We start from the raw sequence: 19602 nt of genomic DNA on the forward strand, positions 1-19602 counted from the left end.
GTAAATTAAATAAACCACTCACCTTTAAATATTAAAATTATGGAATTTCAAAAAAATCTTTTAAACTATATCAGTCAGTCATTACTGACGTCAGGCGAGACCATTTCTATTGTAGAAAGTGTTACTTCAGGATGCCTGCAGCTTGCCTTTTCACAGATGCCTAACGCCTCTCTTTTTTACAAAGGAGGAATGACCGCTTATACCTTACCCGAAAAAGTAAGGCTGCTGAAAGTGGATAGGACTGAGGCTGAACAATGTGACTGCGTATCTGAAAATATAGCTGAAACAATGGCCCTTAATGCGTCCAAACTTTTCGAATCGGATTGGGCTATCGCTACAACAGGCTATTGCACACCCATCAGAAACTCCTTATATAGGATTTTCGCGTATTTCTCTTTCGCCTATAAAGGAGAAATTATTTTAACTAAAAAGCTGGAACTTCATCCCAAAACACAGGCTCTTAATGCACAGATCTATTATACCGAATTCATTTTAGGGTGTTTTAAAAGCGAGATGAATCAGATGTTAATATTGAAATAGGATGGATCATATGTTGAAATTAGAAGGAAAATCTATTCTTATCACCGGTGCAGACAGCGGAATTGGTAAAGCTGTCGCTTTACTTCTTGCAAAAAACGGAGCTGATATTGCTATTGTTTATCATTCTAACAGGGATGATGCAGAGAAAACCAAATCAGAAATAGAAAAACTGGGCAGAAAGTCAGTTATTTTACAGGGAGACATTAACGATTACGAATTCTGTGAAGAAACTGCCCGTAAGGTTGCTGATGAATTCGGAGGTATCGATGTTCTGATTAATAACGCAGGAGTTCAGTTTCCATCAGATAATATTGAAAAATTAGAAGAAAAAAATATCCGGAAAACGTTTGATTCCAATATCGTAGGAATGATCTTACTCACCAAAGTTGTTTTTCCTTATTTGAAAGAGGGCAGCAGTATTGTTAATACGACATCTGCTGTCGCTTATCAGGGACATGCCGAGTTGCTTGATTATTCTGCAACGAAAGGGGCCATTGTTTCTTTTACGAGATCGTTGGCGCTTCAGGCTAAACCGAAAGGAATCAGAGTAAATGCCGTAGCACCCGGTCCGGTAGCGACACCGCTTACCGAGAAAACCTTTGGTGAGGAAGAAGAGGATCAGACAAAACCTCCTTTGGAGCGAAATGCTTCTCCTGAAGAGGTGGCGGCCAGCTTTCTGTTCCTTGTAAGTGACGATGCCGCCCAGATTACAGGCCAGGTACTTCATCCGAACGGAGGAATTATTGTTAACGGATAAAATGCTAACAATGTCTAAAAACAGCTTTTTTTACCGCAACAGTTTAAGCATTGTCGTATTAACGTTAATGCTGCTCTGCCTCTGCGGCCAGTTTTTTACAGGCTGGGAAACTCAAAATAAGGAACTGGCAGAACATAGTAAAGCAGCTTTGAGTATTGGCGAGTACATCCATAGCGGACACTTTATTCAGGCTACTTTTGAGAATTGGGAAAGCGAGTTTCTGCAGATGATGCTGTATGTCGTGCTTACGGTTTCTTTGAGACAGAAAGGATCAAGTGAGTCTAAATCACTGGATAAGGAGGAAGATGTTGACCGGGAACCCAGGCCTCATTCCAAAGCTCCCTGGCCCGTTAAAAAAGGAGGGATCTGGCTGAAGATTTATAAGCATTCTTTATCTTTAGCTTTCGGTATCTTATTTCTTATCAGCTTTTCATTACACTTCTACGGGAGTCTCAAAGATTTTAATGAAGAACAGTTCATGAAAAATCAACCTGCTGTTTCGGCATACGATTACCTATCGAAGTCAAGATTCTGGTTCGAGTCTTTCCAGAACTGGCAGAGTGAATTTCTGGCTGTTGCCTCTCTTGTTATCCTGTCGATTTGGCTGCGTGAAAAAGGGTCTCCGGAATCAAAACCTGTAGATGCACCGCATGATGAAAATGCCTAGGATTTATTAATCTTAGGTTTTGTTTTCATCACGGAAAAATAAGATGCGGTAAAGGCCGATAAACTCTGGTATCCTATTAAGTAAGCGATCTGACTTAGGGTATACTGACGGGTATCGATAAGCTCAATACTTTTTAAAATTCTGACGAGCTGATGATATTTCTGCAATGTAATTCCCGTTTCATTTTTAAAAATCCTCTGCAGGCTCCTTACAGACATTCGGGCTTTATGTGCCAGTGCTTCCATATTCAGGTGATATTTAAAATTTGAATGGATATCGTTGCAGACGGGAAGCAATCTTTCATCAGAAGGGACAGGAATTTGCAGATCATTGCTTTCTTTACAGAAATTAGGAAGGCTTTTTAAAATAGCTTTAAAAAAGATATCCTGTTCTTCATCCTCGTGTAATGATTTATTCCATTTTGAAGCATACAGCAGCATTTCCCTCAGCACAGCAGGAGCAGCAAAAACATGAACATGCCTGTAAAAATCTTCTTTAAAAACAGAGGTAAAGAGAAACACCATAAGATTTACTGTTCTGGCTTCTGACGTTATCCGGTGAGGAACTTCAGAGGGGATCCAGATGATATGATTCTGGGGGACAAGATAGATCGTATGGCCAATATGAAAATACTGATAGCCTTCTTCTACGAAGGTAAGCTGTGAGCGATGATGAAAATGCTCATATTGGTCATGATTCCAGTCTTTTTCGCACCACACATACGCTTCTTTCTGAATGGTATCTACAAACTGATGGTTGGTCTGTTCAGTTAAGCCACATTTGATTCTGTCGTTCTGCATAGTATTTTTGGCAAATTTAATAAAAACGTCAATAGTAATTTTGCAGAGTAAATATAGATTGTATTCAGCATGAAAAAAATAAATATTCTTTTTATTGTATTATTAAACATCAGCAACATCATGGCACAGAATAAAACTCAGATACTCGTTCTTATTCATTCGGATCAGGGGGGAACTTATGAAATGGCTAAAGAACTGGCCAAAGGTATTGAATATGATCATAATGCTACAGCCATCATCAAACAGGTGAGATCTTCTCAGCATCCTGAACTTAAAAATCTTCCGGTAGCTACGGTGGAAGAACTTCCGGATTATGACGGGATCGCCTTCGGATCTCCTGTTTATTTCGGGAATATAAGCACGGGAATGAGTGAATTCCTGTCTAAAACCGTTAATCTCTGGACAAATCACGCTTTGGAAGGAATGCCTGCTACGGTTTTTATGTCTGCAGGAAGCGGTGCCGGAAAGGAACTTGCCCTAAAGTCATTCTGGAACAGTCTTGCTGTACACGGGATGGTGCTGGTTTCAAACGGGATCCGCGGTACTGAAGGGATTGATAAATCTATTCCTCAGGGAAACACGGTGCTGGGAACCACAACGATGGCGTCTTTGAATGGGGTCAAAAGACCAACGCATGATGAGCGGCAGCTTGCTCAGATCCAGGGAAAGAATTTCGCGAAAGTAGCATCTGCACTTAAAGGAACTTATCACCGGGAAGAACTTACATTTACGGCAAAACCAAAAAGCTTATTTAATCAGGCTCTGAAAGAAAAAAACATCATTCTTCCGGAGGTTCCGAAACCGGCAGGAAATTACCAGCCTTTTGTGCGTACCGGAAATCTGATTTTTATCAATCAGGTTGCCCTGAAGGACGGGGAAATCTTTCATCCGGGAAAATTAGGTGTAGAGGTCACTGAGCAGGAGGTAAAAGACGCTACAAGGGTAACCATGCTGAATGTTCTGTCTGTACTGAATGAAGCGGTAGGAGGAGATCTGAGTAAAGTAAAACAATGTGTTCAGCTAACGGGAATCTTTAACACTGAAGAAGGGTATATCAATCATGCAGGCCTTATGAATACGGCCTCAGATCTTGCGGTTGAAGTTTTTGGTGAGAAAGGGAAACATGCCCGGGCAACATTAGGAGCTGCTTCCATTCCTGTAAACTCTTCAGTGGAGATTCAGGCCATTTTTGAAGTTGAGTAGTTTCTCAATAATTTTAATCTTGTTAAATGTCCGTCAATCTGTATGATCTGTGGGCATTTTCCGTTTCATAATAAACGTAAACAGAGAACCAAAGCAATTATATAATTATAGTAATTCCCAAATGAAGTTTTAATCAACTTATGGGTGAACATCAGTTCGTCAATCTGACTGTCTTCAGATCAATGAAAGGCTATTCTGCCTCTGATAAGATAAAAGCAGTGAAAAAATTCACTGCTTTATATGATTTTATATAAAAATATGCTTAAACTTTAGCATTTCCTTCTACACCGTCGGAATTATCAGTTGTATTTCCTGTAACGGCAGCTGAAACAAAATTAAAAAGACTTACCAGTTTGCCGACTTTGGTATCCCAGTAATAAGTATCCTTAGGTTCTACACGGATAATGGAAACTTTCGGGTCGTCTTTCCCTTCTTCAAACCATGCTTTCGCCATAGGTGACCATTTATCTTCAATGGTTGTTTTATCCTTATAAATAGTAGCTTCCCCAAAGACAGACAGATACTGATAATCACTATTGTTCATAAAAAACAACTGTACTCTGCGGTCATCTTTGATTTCAAAGTTTTTATTGCTGTCATCACTGCTGATGAACCAAAGATTTCCTTCCTCATCCGTTTCCTGTAAGCTCATCGGTCGCGAATTGATCGGAAGGGTCTCAAGTTCTGTACAAAACATACAGACTTTCGCATTTTCAGATAATTCTTTAATTTTTTTAATAGCTTCCAGGTGGGTAAGATTTTCTTTTGACATAATAATATATTTTTAAGTGATTGATTTTTGAATATAAATGAATTAAAAAACATTAAAACATTTATATTTTTTAACATTCAAAAACCTGACCAAAAAGAAAGAATCGGGCTATAACCTTAGGATTAAATTAAGTTCATCTTCATATAAATGCATAAAGCACTACATAAACGTAGGGTACCTGACATCTGACACTCTGTTTTTTTTCGCTGGTCGGGAATCATATCAGGAAGGAATTAATGCTTTCCGATATTGAAATACTTGGCTTACCGCTATAGAGGACTGCAATAGATCCGAAACAAAGAAAACCGGGAACCGGATTATTTTAAATTCAAGCTCTTCTGCAGATCACTCCAGGCACCGCCGTTGTAAACATTCTTAAATCCTTTTTCCTTTAAAATCTTTTCAGCTTTTACACTTCGTAAGCCATGAGAGCAGACCGTAATATACGTTTTGCGGGAATCCAGTTCCGTATACTTTTCCCGGATTGTTCCTAGAGAAATATTCCGGGAACCTTTGATATGTCCTGTTTCGAATTCCTTTTCCGTCCTTACATCGAGGATAATGGCGCCGTTTTTAATAAGTCGGTTTAAACCACGATCGAGGGTCTGATACGTGTAGACCCGGTAAACCACGTAAATCATCAGGATAATTCCGCCAAATATAAATGCATTTTTCATAACTTGCTTAAAATCTTCCGGTCAATATAAAATGTTCCAAACGGAATGATACATGCGAGAAGAACTTTCCAGGTGGTTTCCTTGAACTTCCAGTTTTCTTCCACTCCGACACTTAAAGTGCTCACTAAAAAGAGAAGAAACAGCGACCCGTGCACAGGTCCCATGAACTCTACAAGTGAAGGATTATCAAATCCGTATTTCAACGGTACGGCTATGCATACTAAAGTTAACAATGAGATGCCTTCAAGAATAGCAATAATTCTAAAACGCCCGGTTTTGGTTTTAAGTAAATTAATCATAATTATCTGAAATAAGGTCTGTTGGCAAAAGGTGAAAACGGCCAGGGTATGGCGATAAAAATAATGATCAGTGCCAGGGTAAAATAGATAAACATCACTTTGAATTTCTCGTGATCACTTATTTCTCTTTTAGAGACTGCTGAGCCCACCGTTATTAAAATAATAGAACACAGCATAAGGAAAATGTGAATGGTCCCAAAAAAAGAAGATCAAAAGATTCTCTGGCTGTATTGAAATTTTTCCAGAAATAAGCAATGATCGGGCTTTGGGAGTACAGTATAATTCCGAGAATGAGCTGGATATGCGCAATGGTAGCTGTCCAGTGACGTACTGAGTTATCACTTTGAGAGAATACTTTCTTCGAAAAATATCCCCGGTAAGACCTGAATACGGCATAAATTAAACTCAGTAAAACCAGCCATCGAAAAGTAGAGTGGAGAAAGGTAAGGGTCTGATACATTATTTCATTTTTATGAACCGGACAAAGATAGAATAAAAACATACTAATTAGTATGTTTTTGAATAAAAAATTATTTCAGACTGTTGAAATAAGATTTAAGTCCCTTTAAATAAATAAGATAAACTGTTTTTGTGTTTTCCAGTTTTCCCAGATTTCTGACTCCCCAATAGCCAGACAGAGCAAAAACGGCAACTTCACGAGCATTGACATCAGGCTTGATTACTCCGTTTTCTTTTCCTTTTTCAATAGCTTCTGTCATTGCATTTTCCCACTGTTGGGAAAGTTGATTTAATGCTTTTGTAAAATCTATATTCCAGGGTGCCATTTCCTGAGTGAAATTAGAGGCAGGACAGCCATATTCCACTTTAAGACTTTCGTTTTCAATGAGCAGATGATAGAGTAAATTATAAATGGCATCCAGCGGATGGACAGTCGTCTTAAAAGGTTCAATGAAGGTGTTTCTGAAATTGGGAATCATTAGTTCATTAATGATCGCAAGACCCATTTCGTCTTTGGTTTTAAAATGATAATAGAAAGCTCCTTTAGTGACCTGGGTGGTCGCAATAATTTCATCCACGCTGGTCGTCTGATATCCATTTACATAGATCAGTTCGAACGCTTTCTGTAGAATATTAAGCCGGGTAGCTTCAGACTTTTTCATAAAATACCGCTGAAAAATTTATACAAAGAAACGATTTTTATCTTAATTTCCTCTGAGCTCAGAAACACAGTCAGAAAGGATTTTCAGGCTGTTTTCCATTTCAGTGAAGTTTAAATTTCCAAAACCGATCCGCATGGCGGTAAGGTCCTTACTCTGATAGAGCAGGGTTCTGGGAATAAAAAGATTGTTTTGTGCACAAAGGCGGCTGAGCTGCATTAAATTTACAGGACGGGTCCATTCAATCCAGATCGCAAGTCCTCCCGAAGGTATCTGAAAACAGATGTCATGTTCTAAATACTTCCGTAAGAGCAATGAAAAATAATCTCTGCGTTCCCGGTATATTTTTATCGATTTTTTCAGATAACGGTTGATTTCACCCTCATCGATCATCTCACCCAAAACATGTTCCATGACAACATCTCCCTGCCGGTCGATAATCCCAAGGTATTTGCGCATTTCAGTCATCAGGTTTTCCGGGGCTACAATAAATCCGGTACGGAATCCAGGTGCCAGGGATTTTCCAAACGAGCCGATATAAATAACCATTCCGCCGGTATCTGCACTTGCCAGGGGCAGAAGTGGACTTTTATCATAACGAAAGTCATAATCGTAATCATCCTCAAGAATAACAAAACCATACGTGTTCGAAAGGTTCAGCAGTTCCAACCGTCTCTGGGCACTTAGAGTGACGGTGGTGGGATAGTGATGATGGGGCGTAAGATACAGCATCCGTATTTTTTGCTTCTGGCAGATTTTCCGTACTTCTTCCACGATGATTCCTTCGTCATCCATGGGGATAGAGATTATATCAACACCTTTGCGCTGAAAAATCATGTTGACGGAAAAATAACTCAGTTCTCCCACCAGCACCGTATCGCCTTCAGAGAGCAAGATTTCCGAGACAATGTAGATACTCATTTCGGTACTTCGGGTGATCAGAAGATTGTTTTTAGAAATGGGAAGTCCGCGGGATAAATTTAAGTATTTAGAGAGATTTTTCTTAAAAAATTCACTTCCGTCCTGATTGTAATGTCCGGTTTTATGTGCTCTTCTTTTAAGGGCAGCGCTGTAAATCCTGGAATGCTGATCGATCTGTGTAAGACGAATATCAGGAGAACCATCATTAAAAACATATTCACAGGTTGAATGTTCAAAGGGATTATCTAAAATATTTGATGTTTTAAATGCAAATCCTGTAGATTCTGGATAATGATTAAGATGACTCTCTTCAAAGTTTTTCCGCAGCAGATCATGATCCTCTTTTCCGATGATATAGGTTCCTTTATTTGGAAAACTTTCGATCCATCCCTGGGCAAGCAGCTCATCATAAACAGAAACAATGGTGTTCCTGTGAACTTCTAGGATCTGACTGAAAGAACGGGTTCCCGGAAGCTTTGTACCGAAGGGCAGGTAGCCTCTCTGAATGGCATTCACCAGCTGATTGGCGATCTGCATATAGATCGGACTGTTTGATTTCCTGTCGATTTTAACAAAACTTTTATAAGGTATTTCAACCGGACTATTCATAATATTAAAACTGGCACCAATGAACCATCCGGCAATATACTACTTTTGAAGCAAACAAAGAATAATGGAATTTGATCAGCTTTTAGAAAAAATTGTTACAATTGACAGGACACATGCCAAGTGGCTGAATACGCTGTCCTTTATGGAGAATGCCGGAGCACGGAAAATATCGGCCTGTGAGCACCCGTTCACAGTAGATCTTATTCAGCTGAAACATGCCGCAGAAGAACATCGTCATGCATTTTATCTCAAAAAACAAATCATCAAGATCGATCCTGCACTTTGTAAGCACTACACTTCAGAAGAACTTCTTGCGCCGTTATCTACCCGCCACTATCTGCACGCTCTGGATATAAAAGTCTGTAAATACCTGCAGCATGTTTTTTCCCTGACAAAAGAGGAGCTGAAGTTTGCGGCTTATCTGTTTGTGACCTATGCGATAGAGGTACGTGCCGATGAACTATATCCTGTTTATCAGGAGATCCTTACGAGGACCTCTTCAAAGATCATGGTAAAATCCATTATTCTGGAGGAAGAAGGTCATCTGGAGGAAATGATCAGCCAGCTGAACAGGTTTTCCGATGACTGGCGGATCCATGCAGAAAAAATCCTGACCATTGAACATGCGTTGTATGAGCAGTGGATCAGCGCTATTGCTATAGAAATTTCTGAAGTAAAGTATGCTTAATGATTTTGGGAAAGCTCTAAATAAGAGAAGGCAGGAAGGAACATTACGGATGTTAAACCTCAAAAAAGCAGGAACCGATTTTTATTCAAATGATTACCTGGGTTTTGCACGAAATCATGAATTACGGGATCTGCTGCTGAAAAAAATCTGTGAAAACCCTGAAATTCTTGCGGGGAGTACAGGATCACGGCTCATCAGCGGAAACAGTATCGTGGCCGCTGAAACTGAAATATTCATTGCAAAAGAACATCAGTATGAGTCCGCCCTGCTTTTTCCTTCGGGTTACCTGGCCAACTTAGCATTGTTTTCAGCACTGCCCGGCCGTCATGATACTTTAATCATCGATGAGCGTATTCACAGATCCGTTCATGATGCCTGCAGGATGTCTTACGCAAAAAAAATCAGGTTCAGGCATAATGATATGGAAAGTCTGGAGCATATTCTTAAAAGACAGAAAGGTCCATGTTATATTGCCGTTGAAAGCCTGTATTCCATGGATGGAGATGTAGCTCCTTTGCAGGGAATCTGTGAGCTGGCCGAGAAATATGGTGCTCATCTTATTGTAGATGAAGCCCATGCTTTTGGAGTCTTCGGAAAAGGATTGATTACCGAACATCAATTGCAGGACAGGGTCTTTGCAACGGTCGTTACCTATGGAAAAGCATTAGGAATGCATGGAGCAGCCATTTTAAGCGGAGATCTGATCAGGTCTTATCTCATCAATTTTGCTTCTCCTTTTATCTATACCACTGCCGCACCGGATTTCCAGTGGATAAGCATCAAAACAGGCTATGAATATTTAGCAGTTGACCCAAAAAACAGAATGCATTTACAGGAAAATATTAAAATTTTCAGAAGCCGGAACATATTATCTCCATCATCAGAAAGCAGTCCGGTTCAGGCTGTTCTTATTCCTGATAGCGACGGATGTTTACGTAAGATACAACAGGATTTATCTGATAACGGATTCATTACCTATGCGGTCTATAATCCTGCCATTCAAAAAGGGAGTGAGCGCTTAAGGACTCTGCCTCCACAGTTTCAACACAGAAAAGGAAATAATACAGCTTACGAGCTTAATTAAACAGTTTATTAACGACAATAACTTAAAATAGAACAGAACATCAGAAATCCTGATCGAAATGTCCAACACCATGAGCATACCATTTAAACCAAATAAATCCGAACCTGAAATACTCTTTGTCACAGGGATCGGAACCGGGGTCGGCAAAACAGTCTGCTCGGCAGTTTTAACGAAATATTTTAACGCCGATTACTGGAAACCGATCCAGTCCGGTGATCTGTCTTATTCCGATACTATGAAAATCGAAGAATGGATAGGGAAAAACAGCATCTGTCATCCTGAAACGTACCGGCTGCAACTGGCAGCTTCCCCGCATCAGTCGGCAGCAGAAGAGAACGTACACATATCTGTCAACGATTTTACCTTACCTGAAACGACAAAAAACCTTATCGTAGAAGGTGCAGGAGGCTTGATGGTGCCCCTTTCGGATCAGGAATTTATCATAGATCTTATTAAAAAATTAAATATTCCGGCCGTCCTGGTGGTCAGAAATTATTTAGGATGTATTAATCATACTTTGCTGTCTGTTATGGTCTTACGTCAAAACGGGATCCATCTGAAGTATCTGATTCTGAACGGGGAACTTCCGGCAGACACAGAAAGGGTCATCTGCAGTTTCCTGCCAATGCATACAGAGATTATAAAAATTCCTGACCTCACACCTATTGATCAGGAAAACATAGAGAGAGTATCAAAAACAATAAAAATTAGATAATGGACAAAAAAACAACTTTGAGAAACGACTGGACCAGACAGGAAGTAGAGGAAATTTATCATTCCCCGCTACTGGAATTGGTTTACAAAGCATCGACTGTACACCGCGAATGGCATAATCCCGAAGAAATTCAGATGTCTACTTTATTATCCATTAAAACCGGCGGCTGTCCTGAAGATTGTTCTTATTGCGGACAGGCAGCCAGGTATCACACCGACATTAAAGTTCAGGCATTGTTGCCTACGGAAAAAGTAATCGAACATGCGCAGAAAGCAAAGGACAATGGCTCATCGCGTTTCTGCATGGCGGCAGCCTGGCGAGAAGTCCGTAATAACCGGGACTTTGACCGCGTGATCGAAATGGTAAAAGGCGTCAATGAGTTGGGAATGGAGGTCTGCTGTACACTCGGCATGCTTACAGAAGAGCAGGCGATCCGCCTTCAGGAAGCCGGATTATATGCTTATAACCATAATCTTGATACTTCAGAACAGTATTATGACGAAATTATTTCTACCCGAACCTTTGATCAGAGGGTCAATACCATCAATAATATACGAAAAGCAGGAATAACTGTCTGTTCAGGAGGAATTATCGGTCTTGGAGAAACGCATCATGACAGAATTTCAATGCTTCTGACATTGGCAACCATGCCCAGGCATCCGGAATCTGTTCCGATCAATGCATTGGCAAGAGTAGCAGGGACACCCCTGGAAAATAATCTGAAAGTAGACACCTGGGAAATGGTAAGAATGATTGCAGCTGCAAGAATAGTAATGCCTTCCTCTATGGTAAGACTAAGCGCAGGAAGGGTAGAAATGTCAGAATTTGAACAGGGGTGGTGCTTTATGGCAGGGGCCAACTCAATCTTTACAGGAGAAAGAGAAACCCTGTTAGTAACTCCCAATCCGGGAGTTTCAGAAGATATGCAGTTGCTGAATACCTTAGGATTAAAACCCATGGTGAAAGAAAATAAAAAAGAATCATGCCCAGTTTAAAAGAAAGAGACCGGGAAGTCAATTGGCATCCCTACACTCAGATGAAGACCGCAGACGATATTATTCCTATTGTAAAAGGAAAAGGCGTTTATCTTTTTGACGACACCGGGAAAAAATACATTGATGCTGTTTCCTCCTGGTGGGTGACCCTGCACGGACACGCTAATCCTTATATAGCCCGTAAAATATCAGAGCAGCTGAATACTTTAGAGCAGGTGATTTTTGCGGGTTTTACCCATGAGCCTGCCACGCGGCTTTCCGAAAAACTGCTGCAGCTGCTTCCTGACAATCAGGGAAAAGTATTCTATTCAGACAACGGATCTACCGCCGTTGAAGTTGCATTAAAAATGAGTATTCAGTATATTAACAATCAAGGTGAAAAGAAGACAAAAATCCTTGCTTTTAAAAATGCTTATCACGGAGATACTTTCGGAGCCATGGCGGTAAGCGGAAGGGGAACCTGGACGCAGCCTTTCAGCGAAATGCTGTTTGAAGTCGTTTTTATCGATACGCCTACTTCAGAAAATTGGGAAAGCATACAGTCTCAAATTACAAATATAGCGGATGAGGTGGTCTGTTTTATTTTTGAGCCTCTGATACAGGGAGCGGCAGGAATGCTGATGTATGAGGCGGAAAACCTTGTCCGCCTGATGAAATTGTGCAGGAAATCCGGAATTTTAATGATTCAGGACGAAGTTTTTACAGGTTTTGGAAGAACAGGTGAATTTTTTGCAGCCGGTCACCTTTCGGAAAAACCTGACATCATGTGCTTTTCTAAAGGTCTCACAGGAGGTACTTTACCAATGGGAATCACTACGTGTACCAATGGTATTTATAATGCATTTTTATCCGATGACCAGTCCAAAACCCTGTTTCACGGGCATTCTTTCACGGCCAATCCGCTTTCCTGTACGGCAGCCCTTGCAAGTATGGATCTGCTGTTAAAGCCAGAGACCCAAAAAAATATCCGGAGAATTACAGAACAGCATTCTCAATTCTCTCAAAGGCTAAAAGAGCATGAAAGCTTCGAAAATATCCGGCAAACCGGAACGATCATTGCCTGGGAAATTAAAACCGTCTACGAAACTTCATACTTTAATGCCATAGGAAAGGTGTTTTATAAAGAGTTTTTAGAAAGGGGAATTTTAATACGACCTCTCGGCAATACCATGTATCTGGTTCCCCCTTATTGCATTACTGCAGAAGAACTGGAGTTTGTGTATAAAAATATTATTGAAGTTGCAGAAAAATTAACTGCAACTCCAATTGTTCATGTTTACATTTAAAATTTTATTTTTAAAATTGATGATGCTGCCTTCCGGAGGATGCACGAAAAATTCGGCTTTACCACATACTTTTGCGTCTAAGAGCTGACCGGTCAATGTTGTATATCCGTCAATATTGAGGTTGATGCGGAGATACAACATTGGCTTTCCGTTTATTTCTGAAATATTTCCGGAAATCTCCGATAACTCTACCAAGCCGTTCAGTATGTGATCCACCTGCTTTTGAGAGGCCGGATCAAAATAACGAATGACAACTTCACTCAGATAACCGATTCCGGAGATCTTTCCGCTTTTAATTTCCTGGGTTTTGAGAAAATCCGAAAGACCGCGAAGGATATTTTCTTCCTCATTCACACTTACTATATAAGTGTTTTCTATTTTCTGAGCATACCAAAGGTTACCCGTAAAAAACTGTAGATTCATATTAATTGTTAGTTAATTAAAATTTTTAATATAAATCTTTCTTTATCATTTATATATTTCTGCTTATTTGTAGTTTTATAGTATACTTATTTAATAAATTCATTTTTTGTTAAAAAACATAAATTAAAGCAGAAAACATGTTTTATTTTTAACAAAAGTATATAATTATTACGAATTAAAGAATGATAAGCTAAACAATCGCTATGTACAGAATGGTACCTGTCTGTACATGACGGAGACACAACAGAAGTGCTCCTATTGATTATAATCATAAAAAAGAAATTAAACTTTCCCATACATTTGAAGTCCCTGAGTATATAGAATAGATCATTTATTTATCAATCTTGCGTGGTATGTATGTGGTATTGTAATTAAGTATATTTTTAATCATTTTTTATTTCTTTGTCTACATTAAAATTCCTTAATATATTGTGCAGGAATAATTTTGAATATAATAAAAAATAATACATACAAGTTTGTAATATCGATAATTAAAGTAGAAATAAGATATGCTGTAAATTAAAAATAAATGATACCTCAATGAAGAAAAAATATAGAGTGGAACTTTCGGACGAGGTATAAAGAGAAAGCAGATCATTCTGTTGAAAAAGCGGCAGCAGAAGTTACATGAGAAAATATTATGAAAAACGAAAAACCTAAACAAAATTTAGAAGATTTAAGCGAAAAAATTATTGTGCAGGACGAAATATTAGCGCTGGCTAAACAAAATTCTCCTCGTCTTTTAAACAAATTCAGACTGGTTCACCCTGATTTTTTTGATAAAATTTCGGGCATCCAGCCCAATCTTAAAAATTCTGAACTTATTTTCTGTATTTATTTAAAGCTGAACCTTACCACAAAAGAGGTTGCCACATATACCTTTGTGACGCCTAAAGCAATACAGAACAGAAAGAACAGACTTCGGAAAAAACTGGGAATCCCTTCTGACTTAGATATTTATAAATGGTTTAATGATATTTAAACCATTTTTTATTGTATAACCGGCTGGTCCAGGTCGTGATACAATAGTATTTTCCAATTGTTAGGCGGCAGCATCATGCTGCCACTTTAATCTGAGTTACATGGCTTTTCTTCCCGCAAAATCCCTTTTACAGGCTAAACAATACTTCAGATAAGAAGCCTGCGGAAGATCGTCACTACCGACTCGCGGATTTATAGTCCGTGAGTCATCAGTCTTTCGCCTGAGGATCAGATTTCGTAAATTTCAGCATCGGTAAACACAAAGAACTTTCCCTTTTTAGGAATATTCCGGGTATCAAGACCTGTAAATTCACTGAATGCCGGAAGCAGCAGCTGATTTTCAGACATCGCAAAGCAAGGAAGCTTAATCTTTCTGACCGAAGAATTAATAATAAATCCGGGGTGGATATGCCCCGTAATCTGAAATTTCTCATGCCCCTTTTCAAAATCATGAATAAAGAGAAAATCATTCATCTCCAATAATTTTGTTTTGAAATTCAGACATAGCTTTGATTCTAATTTTTTGGAAATCCGGTCATGATTTCCTTCAATCAGATAAAATTGCAGATCCGGATACTGATTTCGCCAGCTACAGAATTCGTCCACATCAGAATTGTCTCCGGCATGCAACAGGTCACCTACAACCATGAATTTTTCAGGTTGGAAATATTCAATCAGGATCGATAACCGTTCCAGATCATTTTTCATAATCTGATTGGCCAGAGCGATCCCGTTTTTTCTGAAATGGGCCGTTTTACCGATGTGAAGATCGGAGAGGATAAGTGCTTTTTCCTTTTTCCAAAAAAGGGCTCGCTGGTTGGTAAGGGTAAAGGTTTCATTGTGGACGGATATATTTTTTGTAGCAATATTCACTGGTAGAGGTAATGTATTAATCTGTTATATTTCTCCCGGATTGTTTGATCAGTTTTTGTATTCTTGCATCAAGACTTTCACTGGTCAGGGTCTGCCGTAAACTGTCAACTTTAATCGGGAAGCTTAAAGGGGTAAAGGTATTGGCAAATTTCAGAATAATTTTTGATTTTTCAATTCTTTTGAAGGCTTCTACCAGTCGCTGTTCCTGCAGCTGCATATTAAAAACTTCCGTATACGCCTGTCTTACCAGAAAGTGGTTGGGGTCATGATCTTCCAATACTTTGAAAATAAGCCCTGCAGAACTTTGCAGCGCTTTATTGGAACGCTGTTGCCCCGGAAGATTCTGAATCACCATTCCGGAAATGACAGCAATGTCCCTGAATTTTCTTCGGGCCATTTCCGCAGAGTTAATGCTTGAAATGACATCAATCATGAGGTTTTCCCGGGTTAAAATTTTATGCAGGTTATCATCATTCAGAGGAATTTCTTTATCGCTGAATAATTCAAAACCATAATCATTCATCGCCATGGAAAACGAGATAGGAGCCAGTTTTGAAATCCGGTAGGCGATCAGTGCAGCCATTACTTCATGGACGAGACGTCCTTCAAAAGGATACATAAACAGGTGGTAACCTTCCCGGTTTTTAATCAGTTCCACCAGAAATTCATCTTCTTTGGGGATATGAGAACGTTTCTCCTGGTTGATTAACAGGGGATGTAAGAATTTGAGCTCTTTTTCAGAAGCCTTGGGATTGAGCGCTCCTGAAAGTTTTTCTCTCAAAAAACGACCTAAATTGGTACTTAGCGGTAATCTGCCTCCCAAATAGCTCGGAGCTAAAGCTTTTCCTTTGGATGACCGCACATAAACAGTCATATCTTTTACCATCGCGATCTCAAGTACACGGCCTGCCAGTATAAATTTTTCCTCTTTTTTTAATCTTGAAATAAAATATTCCTCTACCATACCGATGTATCCTCCTGAAATAAACTTCACTTTCAGCATGGCATCGCTTACGATAGCGCCCATGTTCATCCGGTGAAGCATCGCGATCTTTCTTGATGTTACTTTAAACAGTCCGTCCTCCATGACCACTACTTTATGGTATTCTTCATAACCTTGCAGGACGCTTCCGCCCAACGTGAGAAAATCAAGAATATTTTTCCACTCGCCGGCGGTCATTTCCTGGAATGTATATACCTGTTTTATCCTTTCATAGGTATCCTGAGGATAAAAACCGTCTCCAATAGCCAGAGTCATTAAAAACTGAACCAGTATATCAAAACATAATACCTGAGGTTCCCGGGGCTCGATCACATTCTGTTTAATGGCTTCTTTCAGCGCAGCCACCTCGATCAGTTCCAGAGAATGCGTAGGAACACAGTAAATTTTTGAGGTTTCAAAAGGGGAGTGCCCGCTTCGTCCTGCTCTCTGTAAAAACCGGGCTACTCCTTTTGCAGAACCGATCTGTATCACAGTGTCTACGGGCTTGAAATCGATTCCTAAATCTAATGATGAGGTAGAAACTACTGCTTTTAATTTCCCATTGCTCAGATTTTCCTCAATCCAGATCCTTAAATGCGCATCAATAGAACTGTGGTGAATGGCAATCTGACCTGCAAAATCAGGGTAGGCGTCCAGCAGCAGCTGATACCACATTTCACTCTGGCTCCGGGTATTGGTGAAAACAATGGTGGAATTGGATTCTAAAATAATCGGTACTACTTTATCTGCAAGTTTGTGCCCAAGGTGTCCTGCCCACGGAAGAATTTCAACTTCGTCAGGAAACACGGGAATAATATCGATCTTTTTATGTTCTTTGGCAGTGATCTTTGTTTTCTTAATTGCGTATGGAATAAGTACATCCATAGCTTCATCAAGGTTTCCGATGGTTGCCGAGATTCCCCAGATCTTAAGCTTCGGAACGTACTTTCGGAGTTGTGAAATGCCTAACTCCACCAGGATACCTCGTTTCGAGCCTAGCAGTTCGTGCCATTCATCGATCACGATGCTCTGCAGGTTCTGAAAAAACCGGTCATGATTTTTCTGTCCGAGAAGCAAATGTAAACTTTCCGGGGTGGCGACTAATATCTCCGGCATGTTTCTGACCTGCTGCTGTCTTACTTTGGGATCTGTATCTCCATTTCTGACCCCAACCGTCCAATCCAGTCCAATTTCGTCTATTGCCTCCTGCATAGCTTTAGCGATATCTTTTGAAAGCGACCGGAGGGGAGTGATCCAGATCATTTTGAGACCATCCTTATATTTTTCAGGATGATTCAAAAAATCTGAAATTAGGCCCAGGAAAACAGAATAGGTTTTTCCAAAGCCTGTAGGCGCAACAACCATTCCGCTGTAGCCATTTCCGAATTTTTTCCAGGTATCGGTCTGAAATTTAAAGGGGACATTACCTTTATCTGCCATCCATTGAAGAATGATCTTAAACCCGTCGGTATTTTCAAAAGCTGCCAAGTTATATTTTTTTAAAATATGAATTAATATATTTCATCTGATTTCTGTAAAATATCTGAGAATAATGAGTTAACTTATAGGATCACATACTCAACAATCATAAAAGATGTGTGCCGTGTTTTGCAGACGATTATTGTATCAGTTTTTTGATTTCTTCCAGGTCATCTATTTCATTGACTGTTTTATCTTTCCGCCATCTGACAATTCTTGGAAAACGCAAAGCCACGCCACTTTTATGACGGCTGCTGAATCCTATTCCTTCAAACGCGATTTCGAAAACCAGCTCTGCTTTGACGGTCCGCACCGGCCCGAACTTTTCGATGGCATTTTTATTCACAAATTTACTGACCTCCATGATTTCCTTGTCCGTTAATCCGGAATAGGCTTTTGCAATGGTGACCAGGGAATCGTCTTTTTTAACGGCAAAGGTATAATCGGTATAGTACGCACTCCTTCGTCCGCTTCCTTTCTGTGCATAGATAAGAACTGCATCTATGGTTAAAGGATTGATCTTCCATTTCCACCAGTCGCCTTTTTTCCTTCCGGAATGATAATATGACTTTTTTTGTTTTAACATTAAGCCCTCACTGTTGATGTCCCTTGAATTCTCCCTGATGGTGTCCAGAGCATCCCAGCTTTCGAAACTGATGATTTCCGAGAGTTTAATATTTTCGGGATCTTCGTTTAATAAAAGCTCTTCCAGCATGGCACGTCTTGCAGATATAGGTTTTTCTCTGAGGTCATTATTTTCGAGTTCTAAAAGATCATATGCAAAGACCTCAATAGGGATTTCGGAAAGCATCTTTTTAGTCAGCGTTTTCCTGTTCAGTCTTTTCTGAAGTTCGTTAAAATTTAAAACTTTGCCGTCTTTTACGGCAAGAATTTCCCCGTCCAGGACAAAGTTTCCATTCATCTGTCTTACGGTTTCTGCAATTTCAGGAAATTGCTCTGTAATGAGTTCCTCACCTCTCGACCAAATAAAAACTTCATCATTTCTCTTGATAATCTGTCCGCGGATTCCGTCCCATTTATATTCAATCTGCCACTCTTCGGGACTACCGAGTTCTTCCAGTTCTTTTTCCAGGGGATAGGCGAGACAGAAAGGGTAAGGTTTTGAATTATCAGGATTAATTTTTTCTGCCGAAATCAGCTCGTTAAAGGAGATTTCGTCAGGCTGCCATTTTCCCATTAAACTATGGGTCAATGCACTGGATTCCTGGTCGGAAAATTTCGTCAGCGCATTGATCAGTGTTTTATCGGAAACACCTATACGGAAACTTCCGCCTAATAACTTATTAAAAATCAGACGTTCGGTGTAATCTAGTCCGTTCCATGAATTCAGAACAAATTCTTTTTTTTCGTCATCCGTTTTTCCTTTCAGGCTGATAATATCCTGCATCCACTCAGAGAGCGTCCGCTCAATTTTTTCGGCAGGCGGAGGGAGTATTAATGACAGGGTTTCACCTAGATCTCCAACCGACGAATAGCTTTCCTGAAACAGCCAGAATGGCAATTTTGTGATGTCCAGAGCCCATTCTTTCATGTAATTGGTATTGACATTTCGTTTTGGCCTTTTACCGGTAAACAGAGCAATAAACCAAACTTTATCTTCATCCGGAGCGCGCTCAAGATAATCGATAATGGCATCGATCTTTGCGTTGGTTTTGTTAGTGCTCTCCAGAGCATTGATTAAATCTGCAAAATGTTTCATAATTTCATATGGG

At 39.8% G+C, this 19602-nt stretch carries 22 protein-coding genes; 10 read left to right on the forward strand and 12 right to left on the reverse strand.

From position 1 onward, the window contains the following. The first annotated feature begins 39 nt into the window (after window positions 1-39). From ODZ84_RS02150 to ODZ84_RS02160, 3 genes are read left to right on the forward strand one after another with little or no spacing between them, the layout of a single operon-like run. A complete protein-coding gene (locus tag ODZ84_RS02150) occupies window positions 40-540 on the forward strand; it encodes a CinA family protein (RefSeq protein WP_266175369.1) in 501 nt (166 codons plus the stop codon). A gap of 10 nt (window positions 541-550) precedes the next feature. Next, complete coding sequence (locus ODZ84_RS02155) at window positions 551-1297, forward strand: SDR family oxidoreductase (RefSeq protein ID WP_266175370.1); 747 nt, start codon at window positions 551-553, stop codon at window positions 1295-1297. A gap of 10 nt (window positions 1298-1307) precedes the next feature. Further along, entirely contained in the window at window positions 1308-1964 is a 657-nt protein-coding gene (locus ODZ84_RS02160; RefSeq protein ID WP_266175371.1) for a DUF6766 family protein, read from the forward strand. Here ODZ84_RS02160 and ODZ84_RS02165 read toward each other — a convergent pair. Continuing rightward, window positions 1961-2764 (reverse strand): helix-turn-helix domain-containing protein, encoded by an 804-nt coding sequence (locus ODZ84_RS02165; RefSeq protein ID WP_266175372.1) that lies wholly within the window; start codon window positions 2762-2764, stop codon window positions 1961-1963. The genes ODZ84_RS02160 and ODZ84_RS02165 overlap by 4 nt on opposite strands. Window positions 2765-2833: 69 nt before the next feature. Here ODZ84_RS02165 and ODZ84_RS02170 point away from each other — a divergent pair, with 69 nt between their 5' ends. Next, window positions 2834-3967 carry an Atu1372/SO_1960 family protein gene (locus ODZ84_RS02170; RefSeq protein ID WP_266175373.1) on the forward strand — a complete coding sequence of 378 codons (1134 nt, stop codon included), beginning with the start codon at window positions 2834-2836 and terminating at the stop codon, window positions 3965-3967. 262 nt (window positions 3968-4229) lie between these two features. On the opposite strand, the gene ODZ84_RS02175 is transcribed toward ODZ84_RS02170, so the two are convergent. The 7 genes from ODZ84_RS02175 to ODZ84_RS02205 all read right to left on the reverse strand — a co-directional run bounded on the left by ODZ84_RS02175 (window position 4230) and on the right by ODZ84_RS02205 (window position 8363). After that, window positions 4230-4739 carry a pyridoxamine 5'-phosphate oxidase family protein gene (locus tag ODZ84_RS02175; RefSeq protein WP_266175374.1) on the reverse strand — a complete coding sequence of 170 codons (510 nt, stop codon included), beginning with the start codon at window positions 4737-4739 and terminating at the stop codon, window positions 4230-4232. A gap of 317 nt (window positions 4740-5056) precedes the next feature. Next, a complete protein-coding gene (locus ODZ84_RS02180; RefSeq protein ID WP_266175375.1) occupies window positions 5057-5416 on the reverse strand; it encodes a rhodanese-like domain-containing protein in 360 nt (119 codons plus the stop codon). After that, complete coding sequence (locus tag ODZ84_RS02185) at window positions 5413-5715, reverse strand: DUF3817 domain-containing protein (protein WP_266175376.1); 303 nt, start codon at window positions 5713-5715, stop codon at window positions 5413-5415. The genes ODZ84_RS02180 and ODZ84_RS02185 overlap by 4 nt, the downstream gene beginning before the upstream one ends. Before the next feature lie 2 nt (window positions 5716-5717). Then, a complete protein-coding gene (locus ODZ84_RS02190) occupies window positions 5718-5891 on the reverse strand; it encodes a hypothetical protein (RefSeq protein ID WP_266175377.1) in 174 nt (57 codons plus the stop codon). Next, window positions 5870-6217, reverse strand: coding sequence for a hypothetical protein (locus ODZ84_RS02195; protein WP_266175378.1), 348 nt, complete (start codon window positions 6215-6217; stop codon window positions 5870-5872). Before ODZ84_RS02195 ends, ODZ84_RS02190 begins: the two co-directional genes overlap by 22 nt. Before the next feature lie 28 nt (window positions 6218-6245). Then, window positions 6246-6836 (reverse strand): TetR/AcrR family transcriptional regulator, encoded by a 591-nt coding sequence (locus ODZ84_RS02200; RefSeq protein ID WP_266175379.1) that lies wholly within the window; start codon window positions 6834-6836, stop codon window positions 6246-6248. A gap of 42 nt (window positions 6837-6878) precedes the next feature. Next, the gene (locus ODZ84_RS02205) at window positions 6879-8363 is read right to left on the reverse strand and encodes an aminotransferase-like domain-containing protein (protein WP_266175380.1); all 1485 of its coding nucleotides are present in this window, start codon (window positions 8361-8363) and stop codon (window positions 6879-6881) included. 64 nt (window positions 8364-8427) lie between these two features. Here ODZ84_RS02205 and ODZ84_RS02210 point away from each other — a divergent pair, with 64 nt between their 5' ends. The 5 genes from ODZ84_RS02210 (at window position 8428) to bioA (ending at window position 13131) form a co-directional block, all read left to right on the forward strand. After that, on the forward strand, window positions 8428-9051 hold the full coding sequence (locus tag ODZ84_RS02210) for a hypothetical protein (protein WP_266175381.1): 624 nt from the start codon (window positions 8428-8430) through the stop codon (window positions 9049-9051). Then, complete coding sequence (locus ODZ84_RS02215; protein ID WP_266175382.1) at window positions 9044-10135, forward strand: aminotransferase class I/II-fold pyridoxal phosphate-dependent enzyme; 1092 nt, start codon at window positions 9044-9046, stop codon at window positions 10133-10135. The genes ODZ84_RS02210 and ODZ84_RS02215 overlap by 8 nt, the downstream gene beginning before the upstream one ends. A gap of 70 nt (window positions 10136-10205) precedes the next feature. Then, a complete protein-coding gene (bioD, locus tag ODZ84_RS02220) occupies window positions 10206-10850 on the forward strand; it encodes a dethiobiotin synthase (protein ID WP_266175383.1) in 645 nt (214 codons plus the stop codon). Then, window positions 10850-11845 (forward strand): biotin synthase BioB, encoded by a 996-nt coding sequence (bioB, locus tag ODZ84_RS02225; RefSeq protein WP_266175384.1) that lies wholly within the window; start codon window positions 10850-10852, stop codon window positions 11843-11845. The genes bioD and bioB overlap by 1 nt, the downstream gene beginning before the upstream one ends. Further along, complete coding sequence (bioA, locus tag ODZ84_RS02230; protein WP_266175385.1) at window positions 11833-13131, forward strand: adenosylmethionine--8-amino-7-oxononanoate transaminase; 1299 nt, start codon at window positions 11833-11835, stop codon at window positions 13129-13131. Before bioB ends, bioA begins: the two co-directional genes overlap by 13 nt. Here the strand turns inward: bioA and ODZ84_RS02235 are convergent. Continuing rightward, a complete protein-coding gene (locus ODZ84_RS02235; RefSeq protein WP_266175386.1) occupies window positions 13096-13554 on the reverse strand; it encodes a PPC domain-containing DNA-binding protein in 459 nt (152 codons plus the stop codon). The two genes, bioA and ODZ84_RS02235, sit on opposite strands and share 36 nt — an antisense overlap. 640 nt (window positions 13555-14194) lie before the next feature. Here ODZ84_RS02235 and ODZ84_RS02240 point away from each other — a divergent pair. After that, a complete protein-coding gene (locus ODZ84_RS02240) occupies window positions 14195-14536 on the forward strand; it encodes a helix-turn-helix transcriptional regulator (protein WP_266175387.1) in 342 nt (113 codons plus the stop codon). Between the two features lie 227 nt (window positions 14537-14763). Here ODZ84_RS02240 and pdeM read toward each other — a convergent pair whose 3' ends face one another. The 3 genes from pdeM to ODZ84_RS02255 all read right to left on the reverse strand — a co-directional run bounded on the left by pdeM (window position 14764) and on the right by ODZ84_RS02255 (window position 19589). Next, entirely contained in the window at window positions 14764-15408 is a 645-nt protein-coding gene (gene pdeM / locus ODZ84_RS02245; protein WP_266175388.1) for a ligase-associated DNA damage response endonuclease PdeM, read from the reverse strand. 16 nt (window positions 15409-15424) lie between these two features. Then, window positions 15425-17878: a ligase-associated DNA damage response DEXH box helicase gene (locus tag ODZ84_RS02250; protein ID WP_266175389.1), complete on the reverse strand. Its 2454-nt coding sequence runs from the start codon at window positions 17876-17878 to the stop codon at window positions 15425-15427. A 130-nt stretch (window positions 17879-18008) separates the two neighbouring features. Then, complete coding sequence (locus ODZ84_RS02255; RefSeq protein ID WP_266175390.1) at window positions 18009-19589, reverse strand: ATP-dependent DNA ligase; 1581 nt, start codon at window positions 19587-19589, stop codon at window positions 18009-18011. Between the last annotated feature and the right edge of the window lie 13 nt (window positions 19590-19602).

The organism is Chryseobacterium fluminis (assembly GCF_026314945.1).
Taxonomy (GTDB): domain Bacteria; phylum Bacteroidota; class Bacteroidia; order Flavobacteriales; family Weeksellaceae; genus Chryseobacterium; species Chryseobacterium fluminis.